At 28.6% G+C, this 24,698-nt stretch carries 21 protein-coding genes; 13 read left to right on the forward strand and 8 right to left on the reverse strand.

Going from position 1 to position 24,698, the window contains the following annotated elements:
- Window positions 1-386 precede the first annotated feature (386 nt).
- The 6 genes from L8W57_RS00005 (at window position 387) to L8W57_RS07865 (ending at window position 9,732) form a co-directional block, all read left to right on the forward strand.
- A complete protein-coding gene (locus tag L8W57_RS00005) occupies window positions 387-4,127 on the forward strand; it encodes a hypothetical protein (protein WP_263661773.1) in 3,741 nt (1,246 codons plus the stop codon).
- 56 nt (window positions 4,128-4,183) lie between these two features.
- Window positions 4,184-4,477, forward strand: coding sequence for a hypothetical protein (locus tag L8W57_RS00010; RefSeq protein ID WP_133318845.1), 294 nt, complete (start codon window positions 4,184-4,186; stop codon window positions 4,475-4,477).
- Window positions 4,478-4,505: 28 nt separating this feature from the next.
- The gene (locus tag L8W57_RS00015) at window positions 4,506-5,384 is read left to right on the forward strand and encodes an ankyrin repeat domain-containing protein (RefSeq protein ID WP_133318844.1); all 879 of its coding nucleotides are present in this window, start codon (window positions 4,506-4,508) and stop codon (window positions 5,382-5,384) included.
- Between the two features lie 35 nt (window positions 5,385-5,419).
- Entirely contained in the window at window positions 5,420-5,569 is a 150-nt protein-coding gene (locus L8W57_RS00020) for a hypothetical protein (RefSeq protein ID WP_263661774.1), read from the forward strand.
- Between the two features lie 244 nt (window positions 5,570-5,813).
- A complete protein-coding gene (locus L8W57_RS00025; RefSeq protein WP_263661775.1) occupies window positions 5,814-6,809 on the forward strand; it encodes a putative toxin in 996 nt (331 codons plus the stop codon).
- Between the two features lie 10 nt (window positions 6,810-6,819).
- Entirely contained in the window at window positions 6,820-9,732 is a 2,913-nt protein-coding gene (locus tag L8W57_RS07865; RefSeq protein ID WP_133318843.1) for a BspA family leucine-rich repeat surface protein, read from the forward strand.
- Between the two features lie 235 nt (window positions 9,733-9,967).
- Here the strand turns inward: L8W57_RS07865 and dnaE are convergent, their stop codons facing one another.
- Window positions 9,968-13,561: a DNA polymerase III subunit alpha gene (gene dnaE / locus L8W57_RS00040; protein ID WP_133318842.1), complete on the reverse strand. Its 3,594-nt coding sequence runs from the start codon at window positions 13,559-13,561 to the stop codon at window positions 9,968-9,970.
- Between the two features lie 103 nt (window positions 13,562-13,664).
- Here dnaE and L8W57_RS00045 point away from each other — a divergent pair, with 103 nt between their 5' ends.
- Window positions 13,665-13,904, forward strand: coding sequence for a SelT/SelW/SelH family (seleno)protein (locus tag L8W57_RS00045; RefSeq protein ID WP_257396702.1), 240 nt, complete (start codon window positions 13,665-13,667; stop codon window positions 13,902-13,904).
- A 23-nt stretch (window positions 13,905-13,927) separates the two neighbouring features.
- Here the strand turns inward: L8W57_RS00045 and L8W57_RS00050 are convergent, their stop codons facing one another.
- The 4 genes from L8W57_RS00050 to L8W57_RS00065 are packed head-to-tail and all read right to left on the reverse strand — an operon-like array spanning window position 13,928 to window position 17,235.
- On the reverse strand, window positions 13,928-14,494 hold the full coding sequence (locus L8W57_RS00050) for a DJ-1 family glyoxalase III (protein WP_263661776.1): 567 nt from the start codon (window positions 14,492-14,494) through the stop codon (window positions 13,928-13,930).
- Window positions 14,495-14,505: 11 nt separating this feature from the next.
- Window positions 14,506-15,378, reverse strand: a complete 873-nt coding sequence (locus L8W57_RS00055; RefSeq protein ID WP_263661777.1) for an N-carbamoylputrescine amidohydrolase — start codon at window positions 15,376-15,378, stop codon at window positions 14,506-14,508.
- Window positions 15,347-16,261: a cation diffusion facilitator family transporter gene (locus L8W57_RS00060; protein WP_263661778.1), complete on the reverse strand. Its 915-nt coding sequence runs from the start codon at window positions 16,259-16,261 to the stop codon at window positions 15,347-15,349. The genes L8W57_RS00055 and L8W57_RS00060 overlap by 32 nt, the downstream gene beginning before the upstream one ends.
- Window positions 16,258-17,235, reverse strand: coding sequence for an agmatine deiminase family protein (locus L8W57_RS00065; protein ID WP_263661779.1), 978 nt, complete (start codon window positions 17,233-17,235; stop codon window positions 16,258-16,260). The genes L8W57_RS00060 and L8W57_RS00065 overlap by 4 nt, the downstream gene beginning before the upstream one ends.
- 190 nt (window positions 17,236-17,425) lie before the next feature.
- On the opposite strand from L8W57_RS00065, the gene L8W57_RS00070 reads away from it, so the two are divergent.
- Window positions 17,426-18,421 carry a c-type cytochrome gene (locus L8W57_RS00070; protein ID WP_263661780.1) on the forward strand — a complete coding sequence of 332 codons (996 nt, stop codon included), beginning with the start codon at window positions 17,426-17,428 and terminating at the stop codon, window positions 18,419-18,421.
- A 23-nt stretch (window positions 18,422-18,444) separates the two neighbouring features.
- Here L8W57_RS00070 and L8W57_RS00075 read toward each other — a convergent pair whose 3' ends face one another.
- Together L8W57_RS00075 and L8W57_RS00080 are read right to left on the reverse strand one after the other, a co-directional pair.
- Window positions 18,445-18,726: a hypothetical protein gene (locus L8W57_RS00075; protein ID WP_133318838.1), complete on the reverse strand. Its 282-nt coding sequence runs from the start codon at window positions 18,724-18,726 to the stop codon at window positions 18,445-18,447.
- Window positions 18,726-19,325: an MBL fold metallo-hydrolase gene (locus L8W57_RS00080; RefSeq protein ID WP_263660924.1), complete on the reverse strand. Its 600-nt coding sequence runs from the start codon at window positions 19,323-19,325 to the stop codon at window positions 18,726-18,728. Before L8W57_RS00080 ends, L8W57_RS00075 begins: the two co-directional genes overlap by 1 nt.
- Window positions 19,326-19,386: 61 nt before the next feature.
- Here L8W57_RS00080 and L8W57_RS00085 point away from each other — a divergent pair, with 61 nt between their 5' ends.
- Genes L8W57_RS00085 through L8W57_RS00105 form a run of 5 tightly spaced genes read left to right on the forward strand, consistent with a single transcriptional unit; the run spans window position 19,387 to window position 23,919 of the window.
- A complete protein-coding gene (locus L8W57_RS00085) occupies window positions 19,387-20,127 on the forward strand; it encodes an NAD+ synthase (protein WP_263661781.1) in 741 nt (246 codons plus the stop codon).
- Complete coding sequence (locus L8W57_RS00090; RefSeq protein WP_263661782.1) at window positions 20,114-21,052, forward strand: tetraacyldisaccharide 4'-kinase; 939 nt, start codon at window positions 20,114-20,116, stop codon at window positions 21,050-21,052. The genes L8W57_RS00085 and L8W57_RS00090 overlap by 14 nt, the downstream gene beginning before the upstream one ends.
- On the forward strand, window positions 21,027-22,436 hold the full coding sequence (gene thrC / locus L8W57_RS00095; RefSeq protein WP_263661783.1) for a threonine synthase: 1,410 nt from the start codon (window positions 21,027-21,029) through the stop codon (window positions 22,434-22,436). Before L8W57_RS00090 ends, thrC begins: the two co-directional genes overlap by 26 nt.
- Window positions 22,433-23,158 (forward strand): 3-deoxy-manno-octulosonate cytidylyltransferase, encoded by a 726-nt coding sequence (kdsB, locus tag L8W57_RS00100; protein ID WP_263661784.1) that lies wholly within the window; start codon window positions 22,433-22,435, stop codon window positions 23,156-23,158. Before thrC ends, kdsB begins: the two co-directional genes overlap by 4 nt.
- Window positions 23,155-23,919, forward strand: coding sequence for a transporter substrate-binding domain-containing protein (locus L8W57_RS00105; protein WP_263661785.1), 765 nt, complete (start codon window positions 23,155-23,157; stop codon window positions 23,917-23,919). The genes kdsB and L8W57_RS00105 overlap by 4 nt, the downstream gene beginning before the upstream one ends.
- On the opposite strand, the gene L8W57_RS00110 is transcribed toward L8W57_RS00105, so the two are convergent.
- The gene (locus L8W57_RS00110; protein WP_263661786.1) at window positions 23,916-24,698 is read right to left on the reverse strand and encodes an amino acid ABC transporter permease; all 783 of its coding nucleotides are present in this window, start codon (window positions 24,696-24,698) and stop codon (window positions 23,916-23,918) included. The genes L8W57_RS00105 and L8W57_RS00110 overlap by 4 nt on opposite strands.

The following is a 24,698-nucleotide window of genomic DNA, read 5'->3' on the forward strand; positions in this document are numbered from 1 at the left end:
CTATTTTAGCAGATCATCTGATAATAAATATTCTATTTTGAAATTGTCTCTTGAATATATTTAAACACTTACTCTTCATTAGTCAGGCAGTATTTTTCTTTGTTAGAATTTAAATCCACAATATTCTTTCCTTGAAATTCACACTCTAAAAATTTTAATATATCACCTATTTAGCAAAAAATATCACTTTTTTACACATTTTTACAATAAAATAAAAAGTATGTGCAAAAGTATGTGCAAATGAAAAAATATTTCATTAAAGTATGAATACTTAATGGTTTTGATTAATAAATTATATGGCGACCTCGGGCACCATTTGCTTTAGTTTTAAACTTATACTAGCTAAAATATACCATTTACAAAAAAACTTCTATAAAAGGTTTATGTTGAATTACACATTGACAAAAAAAGATAAAATATTTTATTATGAATTAAATTTGAAAAATCAAAACTTTTTTGATACTTTTTTAAAAATAATGGAAAATAGTATTTTTAAAGTAGAAAAAATTCAAGAAAATAATTTTATCGTAAGTGGAGGTAAATTTACTTGGATTTATGAAAATGGTAAAAATATCATAATAACAGAATCTGCCTTTGAGATAATTGCAAATTTTATTCTAGATGATTTTTTTAATCTTTACCGCCAAACTCAAACAGATAATGAAACAACAAATGAAACCAAAGACGTAACCGAAGAAAACTATACACCTAAAATGCAAGATTTCATGGATCAATTTAGTTGTTTTAATATTCCTCAAACTTTAGATGCAAAATCTTTAAAAATCAATACACAAGATATGTTTGAATTTGCAAAACAAATGAATGCTATGAGAGATTATTATGAAGATGAATTTGAACAAAGTGGCAAAATGGATTCAGAGCAAAAAGCTTTAAAAAATTATCAAGAAAAAATTATACAAAAAGCCTTAAGAGATGTCTTAGATATCACTCAAGAAGAATTTGAAAAACTCTCTTTAAGTGATACAAAAAAAGCACAAGATTTTATCGATGATGCTTTGGAGATTGAACTTTTAAAATATACTGATATATTTATCAATCATAAATTAGATGATGATATTTTCACATGTATAATTAAACCTTTACTTGAAGAAGAAACAAAAAATCAAATAGGTTTTATACAATCTAAATCTTTTAATAACATCAATTCTAAAGAATATTTTTTCAATTTAATAAAAGCTGGTGCAAAAGTGACATTCAAGCAAGCTCAAAAAAGTATGATAATGCAAAATTTTTATTATTCTTTACAAGCACAGCTTTGCGAAATTTATAATCAAAATAATCAAAATTACAAATTAGAAGACGAAGAAATAAATAAATTTATAGAATCTTTACCTAACTATATAATTTTTAACAAAATAAACATAGCTTTGCAAATATCTCAAGTAACACAAGGAAAAGAGCGTATTAACCAACTTGATGATATTGAATGTTTATATGATGAGTGGCAAAAAGAAGAATGTATAGAACTTTTTATGTTAAATTATACCTATAGTCCTCCAAAACTTTTAGCTTATGAAAGAATTGATGCAAACTTAAATGATGAAGAGATAAAAAATAAAGAACAAGAACTCATAAGAGCGAAAAAATTTAATTTTAATGCCATAAAAGCTTACAAAATTAAAAAAAGAAATGATTTTTCTAAACAGATCTTAGAAGAGTTAGCTCCTTCACAAAAACACGAATATACTATAAATTTAAATTCTATTGAAGAAAAATACATAAAAGAAATTTTAAATTTAGATGAAAATGTAAATATTACAAATTTTCACATAAATACTATCAATTCTTTATTTAATAAAATTATCCGAAAACTTTGTGGTAATTTTTTAGCATTAGATGATGTTTTAGAACAAAGCAAAATACACGATTTAATTCACAATGATTTTATCGAAATTTTAATGCAAAAAAGTGTTAGTAAAAAAACTTTGAAAAATATAAATATTTGTGTTTTTGAACCTATTTTTAGTACTAAAGAATACGATTTTTATTGTAATTTAGAAGATGAACAAAAACAAAATTTTGCCTTAAAAATAGATCAAAATTTTTTCAAGACTTTATTAAAATGTGGAGTAAGTATCACTCAAAAACACCTAAAAAAACTACAAACCTTGAAAGAATTTTATACCTTAATGCATAAATTAAATCTTGAAAATTTTAATCAAAATTTAAATTATTACGAAAATCAAATATACTACACAAAAGACCATATCAAAATTCAATTAAAAAATTTAAATAAAATCACAAATTTTCAAGAATTTTTAAATAAAAATACAAATTTTATAGCTTTAAATCAAATTTTAGATATTTTAAGTCAAATAAAAGATTTATCTTCGTATGAAAAAGAAGAATTTTTACAAAATTATGATTTTAAAGATTGGCAGCATACTGATGGTGAAATTTTTGTATATGATAGACAATACATTAATGAAAACTCCATAGGTTTTTTAAAAGCAAATAAAGAATTTCAAGAACCAAAAATACGCTTACTAGGTTTTACACAAATTAAACCAAACAATAGCATAGAAAGTCAAGCAGAAGAAATATTTGATTATTTAATGCTAGGAGAATCTCTTTTTGATTTAGATAATATATTAAATTTCTTAAATATCATTAAACACAAAGAATATTGCTATGCCTTAAAAGCTAATATAACCTATGGATTAACATACAGACGAATGATAAATTTAAAAGAATTAGCAAATTATCTAAAAACAGAAGAAATTAAAAATATTATATTTATCCAAAATGACGATGAGTGCTTTAACTCCTTAAGTAAAGCTTTGAAAATATTAAATTTAAAAGCAAATTTTGATTTTAAATTAGATTTAGATAATAATTTGCAAATTTTCATACTAGAAAATGAAGAGAATAAAAATTTAAAATCAGCTATTATGTTTGGAGATACCACAGAGGAAGAATATATTTTAGATTTTATAGAAAAAGAGCAGTTTAACCAAAACTCTCTTCCTTTACTTTTTGATTTAAATTTTAGACAAAATGGCAATGGAGGAATAGCTTTAAATTCTATTTTTTATCAAGGTTGTTGCTATTTGGAAGACAACTATACTAAAGTTGATAAATACATAGGTAGTTTTGATTTTTTTCAATGTAATTGTTTTTTAAAATATTTTAAAAATGATTTAAAAAAGATCATTATATCCTATATAGATAGAAGCGAAGAAGAGGATTTTAACATTGACGAAAATATAGAATTTAAATCTAATTTTGATAAAAAATTCTTTGACTATGTTTATTCTTATAAAAATTCTTACAATAATCTTTTTATATGTGAAAAAAATAATATACTTTATATTATGTTTTGTATAGATATGTATCAATCAAATTTAGAAGATAATTTTACATGCATGAGCTCTTTTATAAATAAACATTTTCCACTAAGTGTAAAGGAAGTTAAATTTTACTCACGAAGTCCTTATGAAAAATTTGGACTAGAAACATTTTATATACAAGAACAAATACAACTAGAAAAATTACAAAACATTAAACAAACAAATGAAAATTTTATTTCATTGCAAAGCATCAAAATGGCTAAAGAATTTTATGATACATTAAAACCTTTTGATGGTTTAAATGCTCTAAAAATTTATAATGAATTTAAAAAAATTTGCCTAACACCAGTGAATTTTTTAGAAAATACAGATAAAGATTGTGTAGATTTTTTTATAGATATTGATATTTCACACAATAGACCATTTATAGATGAATATTATATTTGTTTCAAATTTGAGAAAGATTTTTACACTTTTTTTAAAGATGAAAATCTAAGTAGATGGGTTTTAACGATAACTTTTAGTCTATCATATGATGAGTATCTTGAGCAAAACAAATCTTACTCAAGCAATGATAACAATGGAGAATTTATTAAATATGCAAATTTGAAAGAAGTAGATGATATGGAAAATCTAGAAATCAACTATGAAGAGCAACAAATAAGATGTGAAAAAATCTTTGACTTTATAGAAACAAATCCACTCTTTAAGAAATTTTTCAATAAAAACAATCCTAGGAATTTTAAATTACGATTTGCTACTTATGCTGAACAAATTGATGAAATAGTTTGGATTAATAACACTTGGATTAAATAAAGAAAGGAAAAAATAAAAACACTAAAAAATTGAAAACCAACAACATAGGAAAAATTATGGATTTTAATACCGATATTTTAGAAAGCTTAGATGATTTCAAAGCATTTTTAGACACAAAACCTAGTAAAGAACTCCTAGAAGCAGTAAAAAATCATATAGATGATTTTATGGAAGGTGCATATAATAATTTAGATCCAGAAAACTACGAAGTTGCTTTTGAAGAAGATACTGGCATACCTTATGATGAAGTAAGTGAAGATGAATTTATGGATTGGTTTATTAAAAATGTACTTTATCATGATGATTTAAGTGAGATTTATAAAATACTAAAATCACTTGTTAAAGATTAAAACCCAATTTACAAAGAAAGGAAAAACAATGAAAACATTAGAAGAAATATTATCTTTAGAAGAAGATGTAGATAAATATGTAAAAAACTTATGTTTAGAATTTTATGATCTTGTAGAGGCTAACAAACTTGAAGAAGTTAAAGAATTTTTAAAAGATTATCCTGTGCCTGAAATATTTTTTGAAAAATGCTATACACCTTATTGGGATAGTGAAAACAAAAGAGCTATTATCGATCCTGTTATCGCTTTAGCTTGTGCAGGAATTGCTTATGATAAAAGTAAAAGTTTTGAAATGATGGAGTATTTTGAAAATTTAGGACTTAAAGCCAATGAAGTGTGCTTTGGATACAATGCACTTAGTAGGTATATTGATAGAGATGGAAAAAATAAAGAAGTAATAGAGTATTTTTTTAAAAAAGGATGCACATTTGAAACTTATAATGAAGAAAGTGGCAGCACTCCTTTACATGAATGGATATTATGCGGCGAAGAAGTGAAGTATTTAGAAGAAGCTTTAAAACTAGGAGCAAATCCTAATATGAGAGCTATTAAAACAGAAAGTGAATTTAGCTTTACTAATACAGGAGAAACCCTTTTGCATAGAGCTGCAGAATCTGATGAGAAACCTATAGGAGCTTGTGTGGAAGTGCTAATCAAATATGGAGCTGATGTAAATGCGGCTAATTGTTGTATAAGTGATATTGAAGATGGGAAAATTGAATATTATGATCCTGCTACTCCATTAGATAGAGCTAACACCTATGATATAAGCAAAAACATAAAAATCTTAAAAAAAGCAGGAGCTAAGACTTGGGAGGAATTGGTTGAAGAATACAATATCGATACAAGCTTAGAAGAACCAGAACAAATTAAAATGTATGAAGAAAGAAGAAAGGATAAAAAATAAGATTAATAAGGTAAAGAACAAAAAAGGATTTTTCATTGAAATTTAATGATGTGAAATTTAAAATCAAAGAATTTGAAAGTGTGGATATCATCAGTGGTTATTCTCTTGCCTTTTATTTGCCTAAAGAAGAGCATATGATAGGAGAAGAAAACAAGAATAAAAACCAAAAAACAAAAAAAAGATGAATATCGCATCAATAAAAGTAATTCTTTAGAATATATACAAAAAATCAATGAAGAAAAAGAAATTGAAAAACTTAAACTTCAAAGCAATGAAAAAATCAATGAAGAATTTGATAAATTAAAAGATGATGCTTTACCTGCTAAAGAATATAAAAGAAAAAATTATGAATACGATGTATTTTATGATGTTTATACAAGTAAGGATAATATAAACAAGTGCATAAAAAAAATCCCGATAGAAAATGGTGTGGCAATAGTAACAAAAGATTTTTTAGAGGAATTTTATGAAAATTCTGTTAAGGGTCGGTATAATTGTAAATGGTGTCTTATACCCAGACTAATCCGCAATGAAGGAGAATCTAGTTTTGATCCTGTGCCTATTTTAAATAGTAGCTTTGTCATTTCAGAATTAAGCAATATCAAACAAAAAACCCTTACTTTTCAAAGAAAAATAGCCAATGTGGAACATCCAAGTCATTTTGCTTTACAAAGCCCTAAGGAATTTAAAAGTATGCTTGAAAATGAGCAAAGCTTTGCTTCTTATGGTGGTAAAGAAAAACAAATAGAAGAGCTTTTAAAAAGCGCACAACATAAGCTTGAAACCATTAAAAAAGCAGATGGAATTTCTAAAAAAACTAAGGAAGATTTAGAGAAAAAGCAAAGAAAAGAAGTTGAAAAATGCAAAAAATTAAAAAATAGCAAGAAAAAAATTTCACCCAAACTCATAGGAGATACGGGAGAATATGTCACTTCTTTACTTTTTGGGAAAAGATCCACACGCTATTTAAGCAATCAAAGAAAACTAGATACTAATTTTAATACTAAAGGTTTCAATCACACCATACCTGATTTTTTAGTAACGCTAAATGATTACCCTACTTTAGTAGAGGTTAAAAATGTTCAAGATCAAGCTTTAACAGAACAAATAAGCTTTGAGTTAAAACTTGCTAGAGAATATGAGCTTGATTATTTATTTTTATGCAATCATTACACAAAATTAATAGATAATATAACTAATCTAGAGATATTTAATAAAGACAATAAAAACCATAAAGGATCAAGAAGTGGTTTTATCTACCACAGACATGCTCACAGAAGCATAAAGACAATATTTAAAGAAATATATCTACACCATATCAAAGGAGTAGCACCTAATAAAATAGTAATAAAAAGATTAAATTTAAATGACCCTGTTCATATAGAAGAAGAATTAAACAAAAACAAACAAATACAAAAAAACTAAAGGAAAAACAATGAAAACATTAGAAGATATCATAGCTATGAGTTTTGAAGAAAAAATGCAAATTCAAAAACAGTTATTTGATTTTATTAGTAATAATGACTTGGAAAATGTTAAAAATCTTTTAAAAGATTATCCCATAAAAGAAAGCTTTTATGAGGCACATTTTACATACCATCATAATAATGAAGATTATGAGCTATCTTTATTTGATCCAGCAGCAAGCTTATTAAGGGCCGCATTTGCTTGTGAAGAAAATAATAATGATTTTTCTATTTTAGATTATTTATTTGATGAGTATGGTTTAAGTTTAAAAGATCCTAAATATAATTTTGCTTTTCCCGACATGAAACATATCAAAGAAGCTAATGAAAAATACATCTTAATGAAAGAAGTAGAAGGCGAGCCTAATATTTATAAAAACGCTCTAATCTACGCATATATACTAGGCACTAAAAACCCAAATTCTCAAATCATACAATATCTAGTCAATCGTGGAGCTAAATTTGAAGTGCATAATGAAGGATTTTCCGGTAGAACTCCTATGCATTTTTGGGTTATGCAAAATAATTATGAATTATTAGAACTAGCTATTAAAGGAGGGGCTAATGTAGATATGCAAACCCGACTTATTCAAGAGAGTGAATACAATGAAACTCTTTTATTTGAAGCTGTAAGCGAACCTGAAACTTATAAGGTTACAAAGCTTTTAATTGAACTAGGAGCTAATGTGAATTTTGTCACCCCAAGAACTCCTTTAGATAATGCAAGAGGATCTAGAAATAAAAAGCTTTTAAAAGATGCGGGAGCAATGACTTCAGAGCAAATTAGAAAAAAATATAATTTACCAGCATATGATTCTTCTCATTGTGAAATTAATGGAAAAACTGACTTTGATTTATTGGGTAAATATCGTGATGAATGCTCCAAACTTTTAAACGATGCCATAAAAAAAGCCAAGGAGAATGGAGAAAAAAAAGATGTAAATAAAGTTTCAACACAAGAAACTACAATAATTTTAGGAAAAACTCCTAAAGAGCTTATAGATGCTGTGCAAAATTTTAAAGTTTTAAAAGCTTTAAATTTATTACAAAATGACGCTATTAAAAGCATCAACAAAGACATTTTAAAAATATGTGATGATGCTATAAATGAGTTAATCGATAAAGTTGTAGTAGATTCTAACAAAGGTAAAAATATAGGAGATGGTATTTATATAGAATTTAGTGAATTTATTTGCATTGATTATAATGATGATGGTTATAAAGATTATAGCGGGTGTGTAAGGAAAGAACTCAAAAAAAGTAGTCTTTATGAGCTAAAAAAGATTTTAGAAGATATTATAAAGGGTAAAAGCATAGAATCTGCTTTGCACAGTTGTGCTTTTTATGATAAAAAAGGTAAATTTAAACCAAAACATCCAAATCTTTGCTATATTCCATTTAATCTTTTTGAATTAAAAATATTAGTAGAGATGGAATTTATATCTTTAGGGCAAATTGATTTAAGTTACATAAAAGACCTAAATCAACTTTTTGCTAGTTATTCTATGGAAATCATTCATTTGCATACAAATAGGAAAGATTTTAGCGGGATAGAGTCTTGGGATGTGAGCCAAATCAAATACATGAATGGACTTTTTAAAGGATTAAAAGATTTTAATGCAAACTTAAGCAAGTGGAAAGTTACAAATGTAAAAGATTTTGAAGATATGTTTTGTGATTGTGAGTCTTTTAAAAGTGATTTATCTAAATGGAAACCAAAAAAAGCTGAAAATATCAATTCTATGTTTCATGGAGCAAAATCTTTTGACTGCGATTTAAGCGAATGGAATCTACCAAGCGAATTAGTAGAACAATCAAACAATATATTTAGCGACTGCCCTTTGCAAAACAATCCACCTTCATGGTATAAAGCAGTATTTGATATGGATAATCCAAGCTATGAATTATTATGCAAACTTGTTAAGGCGCGTGATTATAAACAAGCTAAAATTATTTTAGAAAAGATACTTCCTTTACAAAATGAACAGTATCAACATATCACTCAGCTTTGTTTTTATGTACCGAAAGGGACAGTAAGCAATGCAATGCCAGATGAGGATTTTTTTAGTACTCTTGTAAAAAATGCAAAATCTCAAGGCTTTCATATTCCTATTAGTGATAAAGTGATGCATACTTGTTTGCGTTTTGATAAACTAGAATATGCTAAATTTCTTAGAACATTAGGCTATAAAGTAGTAATTACTGAAGAAAATAATTTTGGTTTATTTGTTGCATTAAAACATAAATTGAGCACAGAAAACAAAAATATTTTAGAATTTATCTTGGATAATCTTGATAGCAAAATCGATACTGCATTTTTTGAAAATATTAGACTTGACAAAACGCCTAATAGAAGATTTTGCGATGCAGATGATGAAACACTTGATTTTTTCTTTCAAGAATTAATAAAGCGTTACCCTAAAGAGATGCTTGATGAAAAACTACTAGTTATGTTTGTGCATAGCGATCTTATTTATTTACTTTTTAAACATGGATTAAAAATAGATTTAAAAAATATACCATATGATCTAAATATAGTAGGAAGGTATTACTTAGCGCCGATTCAGAAAATGCTCGCTTATGAAGCAAAGGGAAGAGTATCAAGATTTTTACAGCTTTTAAGACATAATTTATTGCGTGCAGATTCTATTATAGAATATCATACTGGAGTAAAAGCCCCTGCGTTGCTTATTTTTTTAGATAATTTTAAGGATAGATTAGACCTTGATGGTAAAGAATACCCAATAAAAGACATTTTAATAGAATTTGCAAGTCATAATGTAGATATACAAAAGCTTGGAACTTTTTATGATAAAGATTTTTATGAAATTTTAAAATTAAGCGAATATAAACAAGAAATATTGAAAATTTTTAAAAAATAAATATATATTATATTTGACAAACAAAAATGGTTTTTTATATATATTTTAGTTATCTTAAAAATTCTGTCTTACTAAAAAAATAATTAAATTTTTAACTAAAAAATATATAAAAACCTTTTTTGAGACATTTTATAGGATAACCTTGTGATTTTTTAAAATGGCATTGAATTTTATCAACTTAAATTTGCATATATAAAATCTCATATAAAATTCAAACCTATTTTTATTTAAATACTTAAGTTTTACATTTTTGAGCTATCACATCCATAGCTTCTTGCGAGAGAACAAAATTTGTATGATAAAGCAAGCAGCTACCCATATCAAGTACTTTTAACACAAGCTTTTTGTTATTAGCATCTTTTGGATTATGTCTTGTATTAGCTAGATCATAAATTTCATACACCATATCTTTACTAAGCTTATTAATGTCAAGTTCTATGATATTTTCTTCAAATTTCATAGGATCTTGTGTAAATTCTTCTTTGTTTTCTTTTTTTACAAAGCTTTTTTTCTTACTAAAAGATTTTAGCTCATTTTCTTTTGCTTCTTCTAGTGTATAAATTTCATTTAAACTAAAGCTTAAGTCATTGTCATTGTTTTTATATCTTAGCAAAAAGGCAAAGGCTTCATCTTTGCTTTCTTTAAAAAGTGTTTCAACTTTTTCTACTTGAGTTTCAAAAATAATCATATCAAAAGAAGAATAAAAGTCTAAAACCACAGCCTTAGCATATCTTTTACCACTTTTACTCATCATTGATTTAAAATCTTCAATCTTTCCTACAACCAAAAGTTCACCCTCGCCTTTGAGTGTTTCAAAATCCATACTTTTAAAATATTCTATACCTTCTATTTGACTTGCAAATTTATCTAAAGGATGACCTGATACATAAATTCCTAAGATTTCTTTTTCATAGCCTAGTTTTTCTATTAACTCAAATTCTACTTTGCTATCGTGAAGCCCTACTTTGATATCTGCTGCTATTTCTTCTTCTCCAAAAAGAGAAGCAGTAGAATTTCTTTTAACTTCAGCTATTTTTCTACTTGTTTCTGAAATAAGCTCAAGATTATCCACCAAGCATTTTCTAGTATAGCCAAACTCATCAAATGCACCTGATTTAGCTAAATTTTCTATAGTTTTTTTATTAATCTTAGTAGGATCAATAGAGCTTATAAAATCATCAAAATCACTAAAGCCCTCTTCCTTGCGAATAGTCATGATATTTTCTATCGCAGGAATTCCCACACTCTTAATCGCTCCAAGCCCATAAATAATAGCTTCAGAACCATCTTCAAGCTTAGTTGCACTAAATTCTCTTTGAGCTTTATTGATATTTGGCGGCAAAAGCTTGATATTCATTCTTTTCATCTCTTCAATGTATTTTGCGACCTTATCCACATTGCTTTCTTCACTTGTTAAAAGCGCAGCCATAAATTCACTTGGATAATAAGTTTTTAAATACGCTGTTTGAAAGGTTATAAGTGCATAGGCAGCCGAGTGAGATTTATTAAAACCATATTCAGCAAATTTCAAAATAAGCTCAAACAAATCATCAGCCTTTTTCTCATCATAGCCTTGTTTTTTAGCTCCTTCTAAATACTCTGCTTTAAGATTGTCCAAAATTTCTCTTTTTTTCTTACCCATAGCACGACGCACATTATCAGCTCCACCCAAAGAAAAACCACCAATTTTTTGCACTATTTGCATAACCTGCTCTTGATAAACTATAACCCCATAAGTATTTTCAAGTATAGGCTTTAAATCATCAAATGCATAAGTAGCAGCCTTTCTACCATGTTTAATATCGATAAAATCATCCACCATCCCACTATCAAGTGGTCCTGGTCTATATAAAGCTAAAACCGCGATTAAATCTTCAAATCTTTCAGGCTTTAACCTAGCATTCAAACTTTGCATACCGCCTGATTCTATTTGGAAAATACCCAAGGTATTACCACTTTGTATGGTTTTATAAACCTTAGGATCATTCATATCAATCTTTTCCCAAATTACATCTTTACCATAACGCTTTTTCACTAGCTTAATTGCATTATCAATTACTGTAAGGGTTTTTAAACCCAAAAAGTCAAATTTAATTAAATCCACATCTTCAAGATATTCTTTAGAATACTGGGTTACCAAATGGCGCTCATCGTTTTTGCTTTGTCTAAAAAGCGGAGCTTTATTCCACAAAGCTTCATTAGATATCACAACTCCGGCCGCGTGCATACCTGCATTTCTATTTAAACCCTCTAGTGCCTTAGCAAAATCCCAAACTTGGCGCCCCTTTGGATGAGAATTTACAAATTCAGCTATTTTTGGTTCTTGCTCATAGGCTTTTTCTAAAGTAATTTTTAGCTCTTCAGGAACTAATTTTGCCAAAGCATCTGCATCAGGTATGCTCATATCACAAACCCTAGCTACATCACGGATTACCCCCTTTGCTAAAAGCTTACCAAAGGTAATGACTTGTGCAACCTTTTCAGCTCCATATTTATCGATCACATAATCAATCACTTCCCCTCTTCTATCTTGACAAAAATCCACATCAATATCGGGCATTGATACACGCTCAGGATTTAAAAATCTCTCAAAAAGAAGATTATAAGGTATAGGATCTAAATCTGTAATTTTCAAACAATACGAAACTAAACTCCCCGCTGCACTCCCACGCCCTGGGCCAACTGGTATATCTTTTTCCTTAGCTGCGGCGATAAAATCATGAACGATTAACATATAACCTGAAAATTTCATATTTTTAATAATACTAATTTCTAAATCAAGCCTATCTTTATACTCTTGGTGCTTACTCTCATCGATAAATTGAAGTCTTTCTTCCAAGCCTTTTTTACAAAGATACTCAAAAACTATATCATCATTATCAAAGCTAAATTCTTGATCTTCTTGTGCTAGATTTAAACTATATTTTTTTGCATATTCACGGGTAAATTTAAAATTTGGTGGGGTTGGATCGCCTAGTTTTAATTCTAAATTGCATTTATTAGCTATTTCTTGAGTATTTTCAATGGCTTCAGGAATATCAGCAAAAAGCTCGCTCATTTGCTCTGGCGTTTTTACATAAAACTCATGCACCTCATGTCTTAAACGCCCTGGATCATCAAGCTTAACCCCCATGGCTATACACATAAATACTTCATGAGCAGCCGCTCTTTCTTTAAAAGTGTAATGCGTATCATTAGTTGCAATAATTTTTATATCAAGCTCTTTAGCAAGTTTGATGATAGAATCATCAATAAATTTTTGATCATCAATACCATGACGCATAATTTCAAGGTAAAAATCATCTCCAAAAACCTTTTTATACCATAAAGCTGCTTCTTTTGCACCCTCATAACCCTTTGCGCCAAATTTTATATTTCTTTCATTCTTGGTATTTAAATGCCAATTAACCTCACCTTGCAAACACGCAGAAGAGCAAATCAAACCCTCACTATGAGTCTCTAAAAGCTTTTTATTAATCCTTGGGTAATAATACAAGCCATGTATATAACTTTGCGAGCTCAAATACATCAAATTTTTATAACCAATTTCATTTTTAGCAAATAAACAAAGATGAAAACGCTGTCTTGAACTTTTATCACTTAAATCATCGTGATTATGTAAATATGCTTCAAGCCCTATAATAGGCTTAATTCCTTCAGCTCTCATTGTTTTATAAAAATCAATAGCACCAAACATATTTCCATGATCAGTCATAGCAACACTTGTTGCACCTTGTGCTTTTAGCGTTTTAGCTAGCTCTTTGAGTTTATTTGCTCCATCAAGTAAAGAATATTCTGTATGTAAATGCAAATGTGTAAATTGGCTCATATTTTTCCTTGTATTTTTTTATTATTATAAAAAAAAACCTTAAATTTAAAACTTACAAGCATAAAAAATGTATAATAGCTTACTTTCAAAAAAGGAGTAAAAAATGGAAGTAAAAATTTATTATTGTAATCTTTGAAATTACAAACCACAAGCTGCAAGGGTTGCAGAAGAAATACAAAATGAATTCAAAGATGCACAAATTTCTACCATAGAAAAAGGTGGCGGTCATTTTATAGTAGAAGTAGATGGTAAAATCATTTACTCTAAAAAAGACTTGTTTAATTGTGAAGTAGATAGATTTCCTCATGAGGGTGAAATTACCAAGCTTATGAAACAAATGTAAGCTAAACCCTCATCAGCGAGGGTTTATTTTGTTAAAGGAACAAGCATACCTTCATAAAGTTTTTGATAAATTTCTTCTGAGCATAAATGTTTAGCAAGCTCTAAACCAAATAAAATAGCCGTAGCAGGCCCAGCTGCTGTGATGACATTTTCATTTACTACAACTGCTTTATTTACTCTTATACCTTCAATACCCACTTCACAACCAGGATAGCAAGAAAACTCGCCGTTAATCACCCCTGCTTTTGCCAATACCATAGGTGAAGCACAAATAGCAGCTACGATTTTTTTCTTAGCATGTAAATCTTGTATGATTTTTATGATAAGTGAATTGTTTTTTAAATTCATCATACCTTCAAATCCACCTGCCAAAGCGATTGCATCTAAATTTTCTTGATCAACACTAGCCAAACTCACATCAGCCCTTATGCTAATTCCATTAGCTCCTTGCACTAAAAGCTCATCATCTAGTGAAGCAATAATAACTTCTAAATTTCCACTAGCCTCCCCTGCTCTTTTTAAAACATCAGCTATACCTATAAATTCAGCCTCTTCAAAACCTTTTGCCAAAGGCACTAAAACTTTTTTCATTTTTCCTCCTTTTAGTCAATAAATCTTTTATTTAATTCATGAAAATATTCTATGCGTCTATCGCGTAGAAATGGCCACCATCTACGCACATTTTCACATCTTTGCATATCAATTTCAACGATTTTACAAAGCTCTTGTTTATCATCAGCCCTAAAAAGCTCTTCACCTTGGGCCCCAAAAACAAAAGAATTCCCCCAAAATCTTATACCTTCTTCCACACCGCTTTCATCTTTTTCAAAACCCACTCTATTAATAGCTACTACAGGTAAGCCATTAGCTATAGCATGACCTCTTTGCACACCTATCCAAGCTTCAAGCTGTCTTTGTTTTTCTTCTTTTTCATCCTTATCAAACCAACCTATAGCGGTAGGATAAATTAAAATTTGAGCTCCCTTTAAAGCCATTAACCTAGCAGCTTCAGGATACCATTGATCCCAGCATATTAAAACACCAAGCTTTCCAACACTTGTTTGTATAGGCTCAAAACCCAAATCACCTGGAGTAAAATAAAATTTTTCATAAAAACAAGGATCATCAGGAATATGCATTTTGCGGTATTTGCCTGCTATGGAGCCATCTTTTTCAAATACCACACTAGTATTATGATAAAGCCCTGCACTTCTTTTTTCAAATAAAGAAGTTACCAAAACAACTTTATTTTCCCTAGCTATATTAGACCAAAATTTAACATCCTCTTCATAGTCATTTGCCAAATCAAAAAAGTTTGTATTTTCACTTTGACAAAAATACTGCGTTTGATGAAGCTCTTGCAAACACACAAGCTCAGCCTTTTCTTTTGCTGCTTGTTTAATAAGTTCGCATGTTTTTTCTATAGTTTTTTCTTTATTTTGTTTAAATTCTTGCTGAATGAGCGCTAATTTCATTTTTACTCCTTTCTTCTTCTGAATCATCATAAGGATCTAAATGTATATGGATATTCCAAAAATCATCTTTAAAATGTTCTCTTATACTATCTTCAATCTCATCACCAATCTCATGAGCTTTTAAAAGTGATATTGTAGGTTCAAAAACTAAATGCACACTAACATAAAGCATATCAGGACTTTTTCTAGTTTTTAAATGATGAAAACTTTTGACTTCTTTATTTGTACTTATGATTTGTTTAATCACTTCAACTTGTTCTTTATCAATAGCTACATCTAATAAAATTTTAGAACTTTCCTTAATGATTTTAAAAGCTGAAAAAATCGTATATAAACTTATAGCTATACCAAATATTCCATCAATAAAATGATAATTTGTAAAAGCTATAATCACAAGTGCTAAAAGCGTTAAAGCATTAGTCAAAAAGTCTATTTTATAGTGTAAGCTATCAGCTTTTATAATCAAGCTTTTTGTTTTCTTAGCAACATAATTTAAAAAAACCACCAAACACAAAGTCACAGCCATAGCAAAAGCCATGACAAAAATTCCAAGATCAAGTTTTTCTACACTTTCTTGATTGTGAATTTTCAAAACACTCTCATAAAAAATATAAACCCCAATCCCACTAATAACAAGACCTTCAAAAAGCCCCATTAAAGCTTCAATTTTACTAAGGCCAAAATTATATTCCTTGCTAGAGCCTTGAGAGCTTTTTTTCAAAGCTAAAAAATTTAAACCCGAAATCACACAATCAAGCAAAGAATCAATCGCGCTAGAAAGTACTGCAACAGAACCTGAAGCTAATCCTACTGCAAATTTTATAATAGCTAAAAAAATAGCACATACACTTGCAATGATAGTTGCGCTTTTTTGTAAATTCATCTTTGACCTTCATAGCGGTTTTGACAAGAGCAATGCAAAGAACCATTTTGTCTTAAAAACACCCTTGCATCAACCCCTACTACTTTTCTATCTTTGCATGCTTTTTGTAAATTTTCTAATACCAAAGCATCATTTTCATCATTATAAGTTGGCACTATCAAACCACCATTAACAAAAACAAAATTTGCATAAGTAGCACCAATTCTTTTACCTTCAAAATACAAAGGCTTAGGTAAAGGAAGCTCTAATAAATCAAATCCTGTTTTTTTAAGTTCCTCTTCCATAGCCTTTAAAGGTTTATAATGCTCATCATTTTCATCTTTACACACACAATAAGCAATAGTTTTTTCATTTATAAATCTTGCTAGAGTATCTATATGATGATCAGTATCATCGCCTTTTATATAACCATGATTTAACCATATAATTTGTTTTAAGCCAAAAATTTCTTTTAACTTAGCTTCAATTTGCTCTTTATTTAAATGTGAATTTCTATTTTCATTTAACAAACAAGCACTCGTTGTAAGCATTACTCCTTGCCCGTTAAAATCAATACTCCCACCTTCTAAAATAAGATCAATTTTTTCTAATTTTCCAGGTAATTTTTGTGCAAAAAGCTTTGAATTTACCGCATTATCTAAAGTGCTTTGAAATTTATCGCCCCAAGCATTAAAAGTAAAATCAAGCCCTATAATTTTATCATCTTCACGCGCATCAATTGCACCAAAATCTCTAATCCAAGTATCATTAGTATCACACTTAAAAAAATCTACATTTTTTATATGTTTAAATCTTTGAAAATCTTTTTCACTTGGAGCAATAAGTAAAACTTTTTGAAAATTTGCCACAGCTTTAATAAATTCCTCATAGCTTTGCATAATTTCTTCTAAATAAGGACTCCAATCGCTATTTTTATGGGGTAATGAAAGTAAAAGTAGTTCCTGTTTTTCCCATTCTGCTATGCTTTTTCTCATTGATAATTTCCTTTGATAAAATGTATAAAAAGGTAACATTAATTACATATTCTAAAAAATATTAATAATATCATTTTTATCTTTAAAAACGGCATAGTAGTATTTAAAGATACTTTTACATTAAAAACATTTAATATTTTTTTAAATTTCAAGTTATAAGATGAAAATAAGACAAGTTCAAGGAGGTAAAATGAAAAAAATTGTATATTCTGTCTTATCTTTATCTTTTTTAATGAGTTCTGCTTTTGCCATTGATCAAGCAAAACTTCAAGCAAAAAAGCAAACAGGTATCCATTTACAAAGTGCACAATGGAAAGTCCCAAATACTATAGAAAATGGTATTATCATTGAAGATAAACTTCCAAATTCACCTTATACTCAAGCAGTCATTTTGGGTAATAAAATTTTAAATTACACCACAAACTATATAGGACCTCAAGCAAAAAATCCTAAAAATCGTTATGCAGGTAACAATCTTTCTTGCTCAAGCTGTCATGCTAATGCTGGAACTATAAAAAATCAATCAGGTTTTGTAGGAATTTATGCACGCTTTCCACAATATAATGCAAGAGCGGATAAAATAATCACTCTAGAAGATAGAATTAATGGCTGTATGGAAAGATCCATGAATGGCAAAAGGCTTCCAAACAACTCTCCTCAAATGAAAGCCATACTTGCTTATATGCATTATATTTCTCAAGGTATAGAAGTAGGAGCAAAAACACAAGGACAAGGATTACCTAAAATATCCTTTTTAAAAAGAGCAGCAGATCCTAAAAAAGGTAAAGAAATTTATCAAAATAAATGCGTAGCCTGCCATGGAGAAAATGGAGAGGGGATAAAAAGTAATAATCCTAGTATGAGTTATTACATATATCCTGCTTTATGGGGAAATGATAGTTACAACACAGGTGCTGGCATGTATAGACTTATCAAAGCTACAAGTTATATCAAAGCAAATATGCCAAAAGATGATGCAACCTTAACTCTAGAACAAGCTTATGATGTGGCAGCTTATATTAATTCTCAACCAAGACCTATTAAAAAGAATAGAAATAAAGACTTTCCAGATCGTGATGTAAAACCTGCAGATATGGATGTAAAACCTTATGCTAAACATGATAAATTTAGTATAGAGCAACATCGTTATGGTCCTTTTGAACCTTTATATATTAATACAAAATAATTTTTAAGAATAGCTAATTCTAGCTATTCTTTTTTTAAAACCCAAGCAAAATACCATATCGCAAAAGATAAAAGCAAAATCATAAAAAGCTTTTTATCATACACTCCAAAACCAATATAAAGCACAGAATACATAAAACCAAAACTTCCTGCATAAATGCAAATTCTACTCATTAAACCATTTTCTACTGCTCTAAAACATGGACATTTGTGAAAAAATTTCTTTTTTGTTTCTTTGGGTTTAAAAAAACTCAAAATCGCACTTAAAATCAGTAAAAAACTTAAAAAATATAAAACCTTATCCATTAATGAAAATACCTTAACCAAGCAGGAATTGCACTTTGCTCTTCTCTTAAAGAACTTTCTTCTCCATGCCCTGGAAAAAGCTTAAAATCTTTTTCATAAGCTAAAACTTTAAGCAAACTCTCTTTCATCTTAGTTGCATCTGAGTAAGGAAAATCCCACCTACCAATACTACGATAAAATAAAAAATCCCCACTAAAAAGCACATCTTCACCCACAAGTTCTATCATACAACACCCTGGAGTATGCCCTGGGAAATGATGAAATTTAAACTTAAACTCATCTATACTAAATTCATTTTCATTTTCTATCAATACATCAGCACTTGAATGCTCAAAACCATAATTAAAAGGATCTTTTAGCATAAAAGCATCATCTTTATGGATAAAAATTGGAATTTCATAAGCCATTTTAACTTTAGCATTATCATAAACATGATCATAATGACCATGGGTATTTAAAATAGCTAAAGGTTTACTTGTATTTTCTTTGATAAACTTATAAGCATTTTCTCCTGGATCGATGATAATTTGCTTGTTATTATGATCTATAATATAACAATTTGTTTCATACATTCCACATGGTTGTTTCAAAATACGCATATAAACTTCCTTTTAACTAAATCAAATATAATTTTAAAAAATTAATATTTAAAGATTTTTTATGAATTATACAAAATTACAAGAATTATTGATCAATTTTATAAAAGAACAAGCAAGAGATAAAAATCTCATCTTAGGTTTAAGCGGTGGGATAGATTCAGCTTTAGTAGCTCATCTTTGCAAAAAAGCAGTAGGTGAAAAACTTTTTGTGCTTTTAATGCCTACAAAATATTCTAAAAAAGAAAATTTAGATGATGCGTTAATGCTGTGTGATCATTTGCAAATTCATCATAAGATCATTTATATTGATGAAGTACTTTGTGCTTATGAAAAAATTTGTCAAGATTTAAGCCATTTACGTTTTGGGAATTTAGCTGCAAGAGTGCGCATGAGCTTGCTTTATGATTATTCAGCCTTGCATAATGCTTTAGTGGTAGGCACTTCTAATAAAAGCGAACTTATGCTTGGTTATGGAACTATTTATGGGGATTTAGCTTGCGCTTTTAATCCTTTAGCTACACTTTATAAAAGTGAAGTTTTTGAGCTTGCTAAATTTATAGGTGTACATGAAAATTTCATACAAAAAGCCCCTAGTGCTGATCTTTGGCCAAATCAAAGCGATGAAAAAGATCTTGGCTATAAATATGAAGTTTTAGATGAAGTTTTAAAAGCTTTAGAAAATAATCAAGGCTTGGAAAATTTTGATGAAAATTTAAAAAATTTAGTCTTAGAGCGTATGCAAAATAATGCCTTTAAAAGAAAACTTCCAACAACATTAAAGAATACATATGACTTGGCTTGATCGGTATTTTTTTAAACCTAATTTTTTACAAAAAATTCTAGCCTTTTTGCTTTTACCTTTTAGCTTTTTATATATGATTATAGCTATTTTAAATACTAAATTTAAAAAAGAACTTGATTTTAATTTACCCATTATAAGCATAGGTAATCTAACCCTAGGAGGCAATGGAAAAACCCCCATTTGTAAAGCCATAGCTGCTGAATTTGAAAATTGTTTTATCATCTTAAGAGGCTATAAAAGACAAAGTAAAGGCTTAATCATCGTTAAACACAAAGATAAAATTTTATGCAGCATTAAAGAAAGTGGCGATGAAGCTATGGAGTATGCACTTACAAAGCATATTAGCGGAGTGATAGTAAGTGAAGATAGAGTTAAAGGCATACAAAAAGCTATCGAACTTGGAGCAAAGATCATACTTTTAGACGATGCTTTTTCTAAATTTCATATTAAAAAACTTAATATTTTATTACAAAGCAAAGATGAGCCTTTTTTTGATTTTACCCTACCTAGTGGGGCTTATCGTTTGCCAAAATCTTTTACTAAAAGGGCTGATTTTACAGCTAAAGAAAATGAAGATTTTGTGCGTTATTCTCATGTAAAAGAAAATCAAAAAGCTATTTTAATAAGCTCTATTGCAAAGCCTTTTAGATTATATGAGCATTTTATCAAAGCTAGGGCTTGTTATTTTTTTGCTGATCATTACACTTTTCAAAAAGAAGAATTAGAAAAACTTTTAAAAAAACACAATTGTGATACCTTAATGCTAACCTTTAAAGACTATGTCAAGGTAAAAGATTTTGGCTTTAAAACAGAATTAATTCATCTTGATATTATTTTAAAAGACAGCTTTAAGCAAATTTTACAAGATTATATTGATAAATTTAACAATAAGGAAAAAAATGTTACTACACTCAACCCAAGATAAAAATCACCAAGTAAGCTTTTCAAAGGCCTTACTTAGCCCTAGTGCACCTAATAATGCTTTATATGCACCACTTAATCTACCAAAGCTTGATAATGAAGCTTTAAAAAATTTAAACTACAAAGAATTAGCCTTAAAAATCATCGCAGCTTTTGATTTTGATTTAGAGCCTGAAGTTTTTGAAAAAGCTTTGAAAACTTATGAGAGTTTTGATGATAAAACCTGCCCTATTAATTTAAGAAAAATTAATGATAAGCTTTATATTAATGAATTATTTCATGGGCCAACAAGAGCTTTTAAAGACATGGCATTGCAGCCTTTTGGCGTGCTTTTGGAATGCTTAAAAAAAGATGATGATTTTTTAATCATGTGTGCTACAAGTGGCGATACAGGACCTGCTACGCTAAAAAGCTTTGAAAATAAAAAAGGCATAAAAGTAGTTTGCATTTACCCAAATGAAGGCACAAGCAAAACTCAAGCTTTACAAATGACACACTCAAATGCAAGCAATTTAAAATCCATAGCCATTGAAGGTAATTTTGATGATGCACAAAATGCCCTAAAAACACTTTTAAATGATGAAGATTTTAAAAACACCTTAAAAGAAGAAAAGTTAAGTCTAAGTGCTGCAAATTCAGTTAATTTTGGAAGAATACTTTTTCAAATCATCTATCATTATTATGCTAGCTTAAAAATTGATAAAACAATAGACATCATCATTCCAAGTGGAAATTTTGGCGATGCTTTGGGAGCTTATTATGCTAAAAAAATGGGAGCAAATATAGGTAAAATTAAAATTGCTTCCAATTCAAACAATATCTTAAGTGAGTTTTTTAATACAGGTAAATATGATTTAAGAAATAAAAACTTACAAAAGACTATTTCCCCTGCTATGGATATACTCATATCATCAAATATAGAAAGATTGCTTTTTGATAAATTTAAAGATGAACGCACCAAAGAACTTATGCAAGCTTTAAAGAATGAAAAATATTATGAGCTTAGCCAAAAAGAACTAGAGCTTTTACAAGAAGACTTTGAAGCTGATTTTTGCAATGATGATGAGTGTATGCAATATATCAAACAATACAGCCACTTAGGACTTTTAGATCCTCACACTTGCACTTGCTTTAAAATGCTTGATTCTAACACCACGACACTCATCACTTCCACAGCACAATGGAGTAAATTTACCCCAAGTATGTATCAAGCAATTTATAACAAAGAATGTCAAGATGAACAAGCTTGTATGCAAGAACTTGCAAAAGAATTTAAGCAAGAAATTCATCCAAATATTGCAAGCTTATTTACAAGCACTCAAAAACAAAATCAAGTTTGCAAACTTGAAAATCTAAAACAAACTATTATAGAATGGATAAAACAATGATAATCATACCAGCAAGATTAAAATCAAGTCGTTTTGAAAATAAAATTTTATGTGAGATTGATAATTTACCTATGTTTATTTATACAGCTAAAAAAATGCAAGAAGTTGATGAAGTGTATGTGGCACTTGATGATGAAGAGGTTTTAAAAATAGCACAAAAACACAATATAAAAGCAGTTTTAACAAGCAAAAATCATGAAAGTGGCACTGATAGGATCAACGAAGCTTGTCAAATTTTAAAACTAAATGAAAATGAGCTAATTATTAATGTCCAAGCTGATGAGCCTTTTATAGAAACACAAAATATTAAAGATTTTAAAGAATTTAGCCAAAAAGCTTTTGAAGATGAGCTTTGTTTTATGAGTAGTTGCTACAAAGAAGTAGATGCGAAAGCTTGTGATGATCCAAATTTGGTTAAAGTAGTTACTGATAGTAATGATTATGCTTTATATTTTTCAAGATCTAAAATTCCTTATGAAAGGGCAAATTATAAACAAAATTTTAAAGCCCATCTTGGAATTTATGCATATAGGGTTAAAAATTTACAAGAATTTTGTACTTTAAAAAACTCAGCTTTAGAAGAATGTGAAAAATTAGAACAATTAAGAGCCTTAGAAAATGGCAAAAAAATCAAAATGTTAAAAATACAAAGTCAAAGCATAGGTATAGATACAAAAGAAGATTATGAAAGGGCTTTGGCTAAATTTGGAGTTAAAAAATGAAAAAAATATTTTTTTTACTAAGCTTGTTTTTTACACTTCATGCAAAAGAATTAATCGTAGGCATGGAGTTAGCCTACCCTCCTTTTGAAATGAGTGATACTAAAGGTAATCCAAGTGGTATTAGTGTAGAGTTTTTACAAGCCTTTGCTAAGGAAAAAAACTATGATTTAAAAATTCAAAACATAGCTTGGGATGGACTTATACCTGCTTTAAGAACTCAAAAAATAGATCTAATCATGTCTTCTATGAGTATAAGCGAGCAAAGAAAAAAAGTAATAGATTTTACCTTGCCTTATGCTAAGGCAAATTTAGCGATATTAAGCGCTAAAAAATCAAATATTAATTCCATAGAAGATTTAAATCAAAAAGGAAAAATCCTTGCTTTAAAAAGAGGTTCAAGTGCACATTTATATGCTCAAAAAAATCTTAAAAACGCAAAAATCTTAGTATTTGATAAAGAAAATGCAGCCATTTTAGAAGTCATTCAAGCAAAAGCTGATGCTTTTATTTATGATCAAATGAGTATTTATAAAGCATGGAAAAAACATCCTGAGCAAACAAAAGCTATTTTTACCCCTTTTGAAAAAACACCTGAGCAATGGGCCATAGCTTTAAATAAAAACAATACCAAATTAAAAGAAGAGCTCAATGAGTTTATTTTAAAATTTAAAAAAAATGGTCTTTTTGATAAGCTAAGTCAAAAATATCTCAAAGATATGCAAGAAGTTTTCAAAGAACAAAAGCTTGAGTTTTTCTTTTAAGAAAAACTCTTTTCAAGCTTTCTTGAAAACATAGAAATAGGTAAAGTTAAAACCAAATAACAAAGCGCTAAGGGAATATAAATTTCTAAAGTAGAAAAGGTAAAAGCATTAATTTCTTGAGCATTTTGAGTTAATTCTGAAATAGCTATAACGCTTAAAAGAGAGCTATCTTTGATCAAATTACTAAGTTGTCCACTTAGTGGTGCTAAGATATTTTTTAAAGCTTGAGGAAAAATCACACTTTTATAAATTTCAAACTCACTCAAACCTAAAGCCTTAGCACTTTCATATTGCATTTTATCAACACTTAAAATCCCTGCTCTAAATATTTCACAAATATAAGCACTAGCAAATAAAGCTAAAATCAAAACTCCACAAACATAGCGATTATCAAGCCCCAAGTTATCTGCAAAAATATAATAAATCAATAAAATTTGCACTAGCAAAGGTGTGCCTCTAATAAGCTCTATAAAAACTCTTGCAAACATATTAAAAAGCACGATTTTACAAAGACTCATATAACACAAAATCAAAGCAAAAATCACACCTACAATCAAAGACAAAACACTAATAAAAAAACTCGTAAAAAAACCTTGTATCATTTTGTTTTTATACTCATAAATTGCCATAAAATCAAAATTATAACTAGCACTTAAAAAAGATAAATAAAAAAATAAAAACAATAAAAATGCTAGCAAAAAGGCATTAATAGCAAACACCTTTGGACTGATTTTTTTATGCTCATTAAATTTATTACGCACTATAAAAAGATGATTCAA

The organism is Campylobacter sp. IFREMER_LSEM_CL1890, assembly GCF_025772045.1.
GTDB classification, from domain to species: Bacteria; Campylobacterota; Campylobacteria; order Campylobacterales; family Campylobacteraceae; genus Campylobacter_D; species Campylobacter_D lari_D.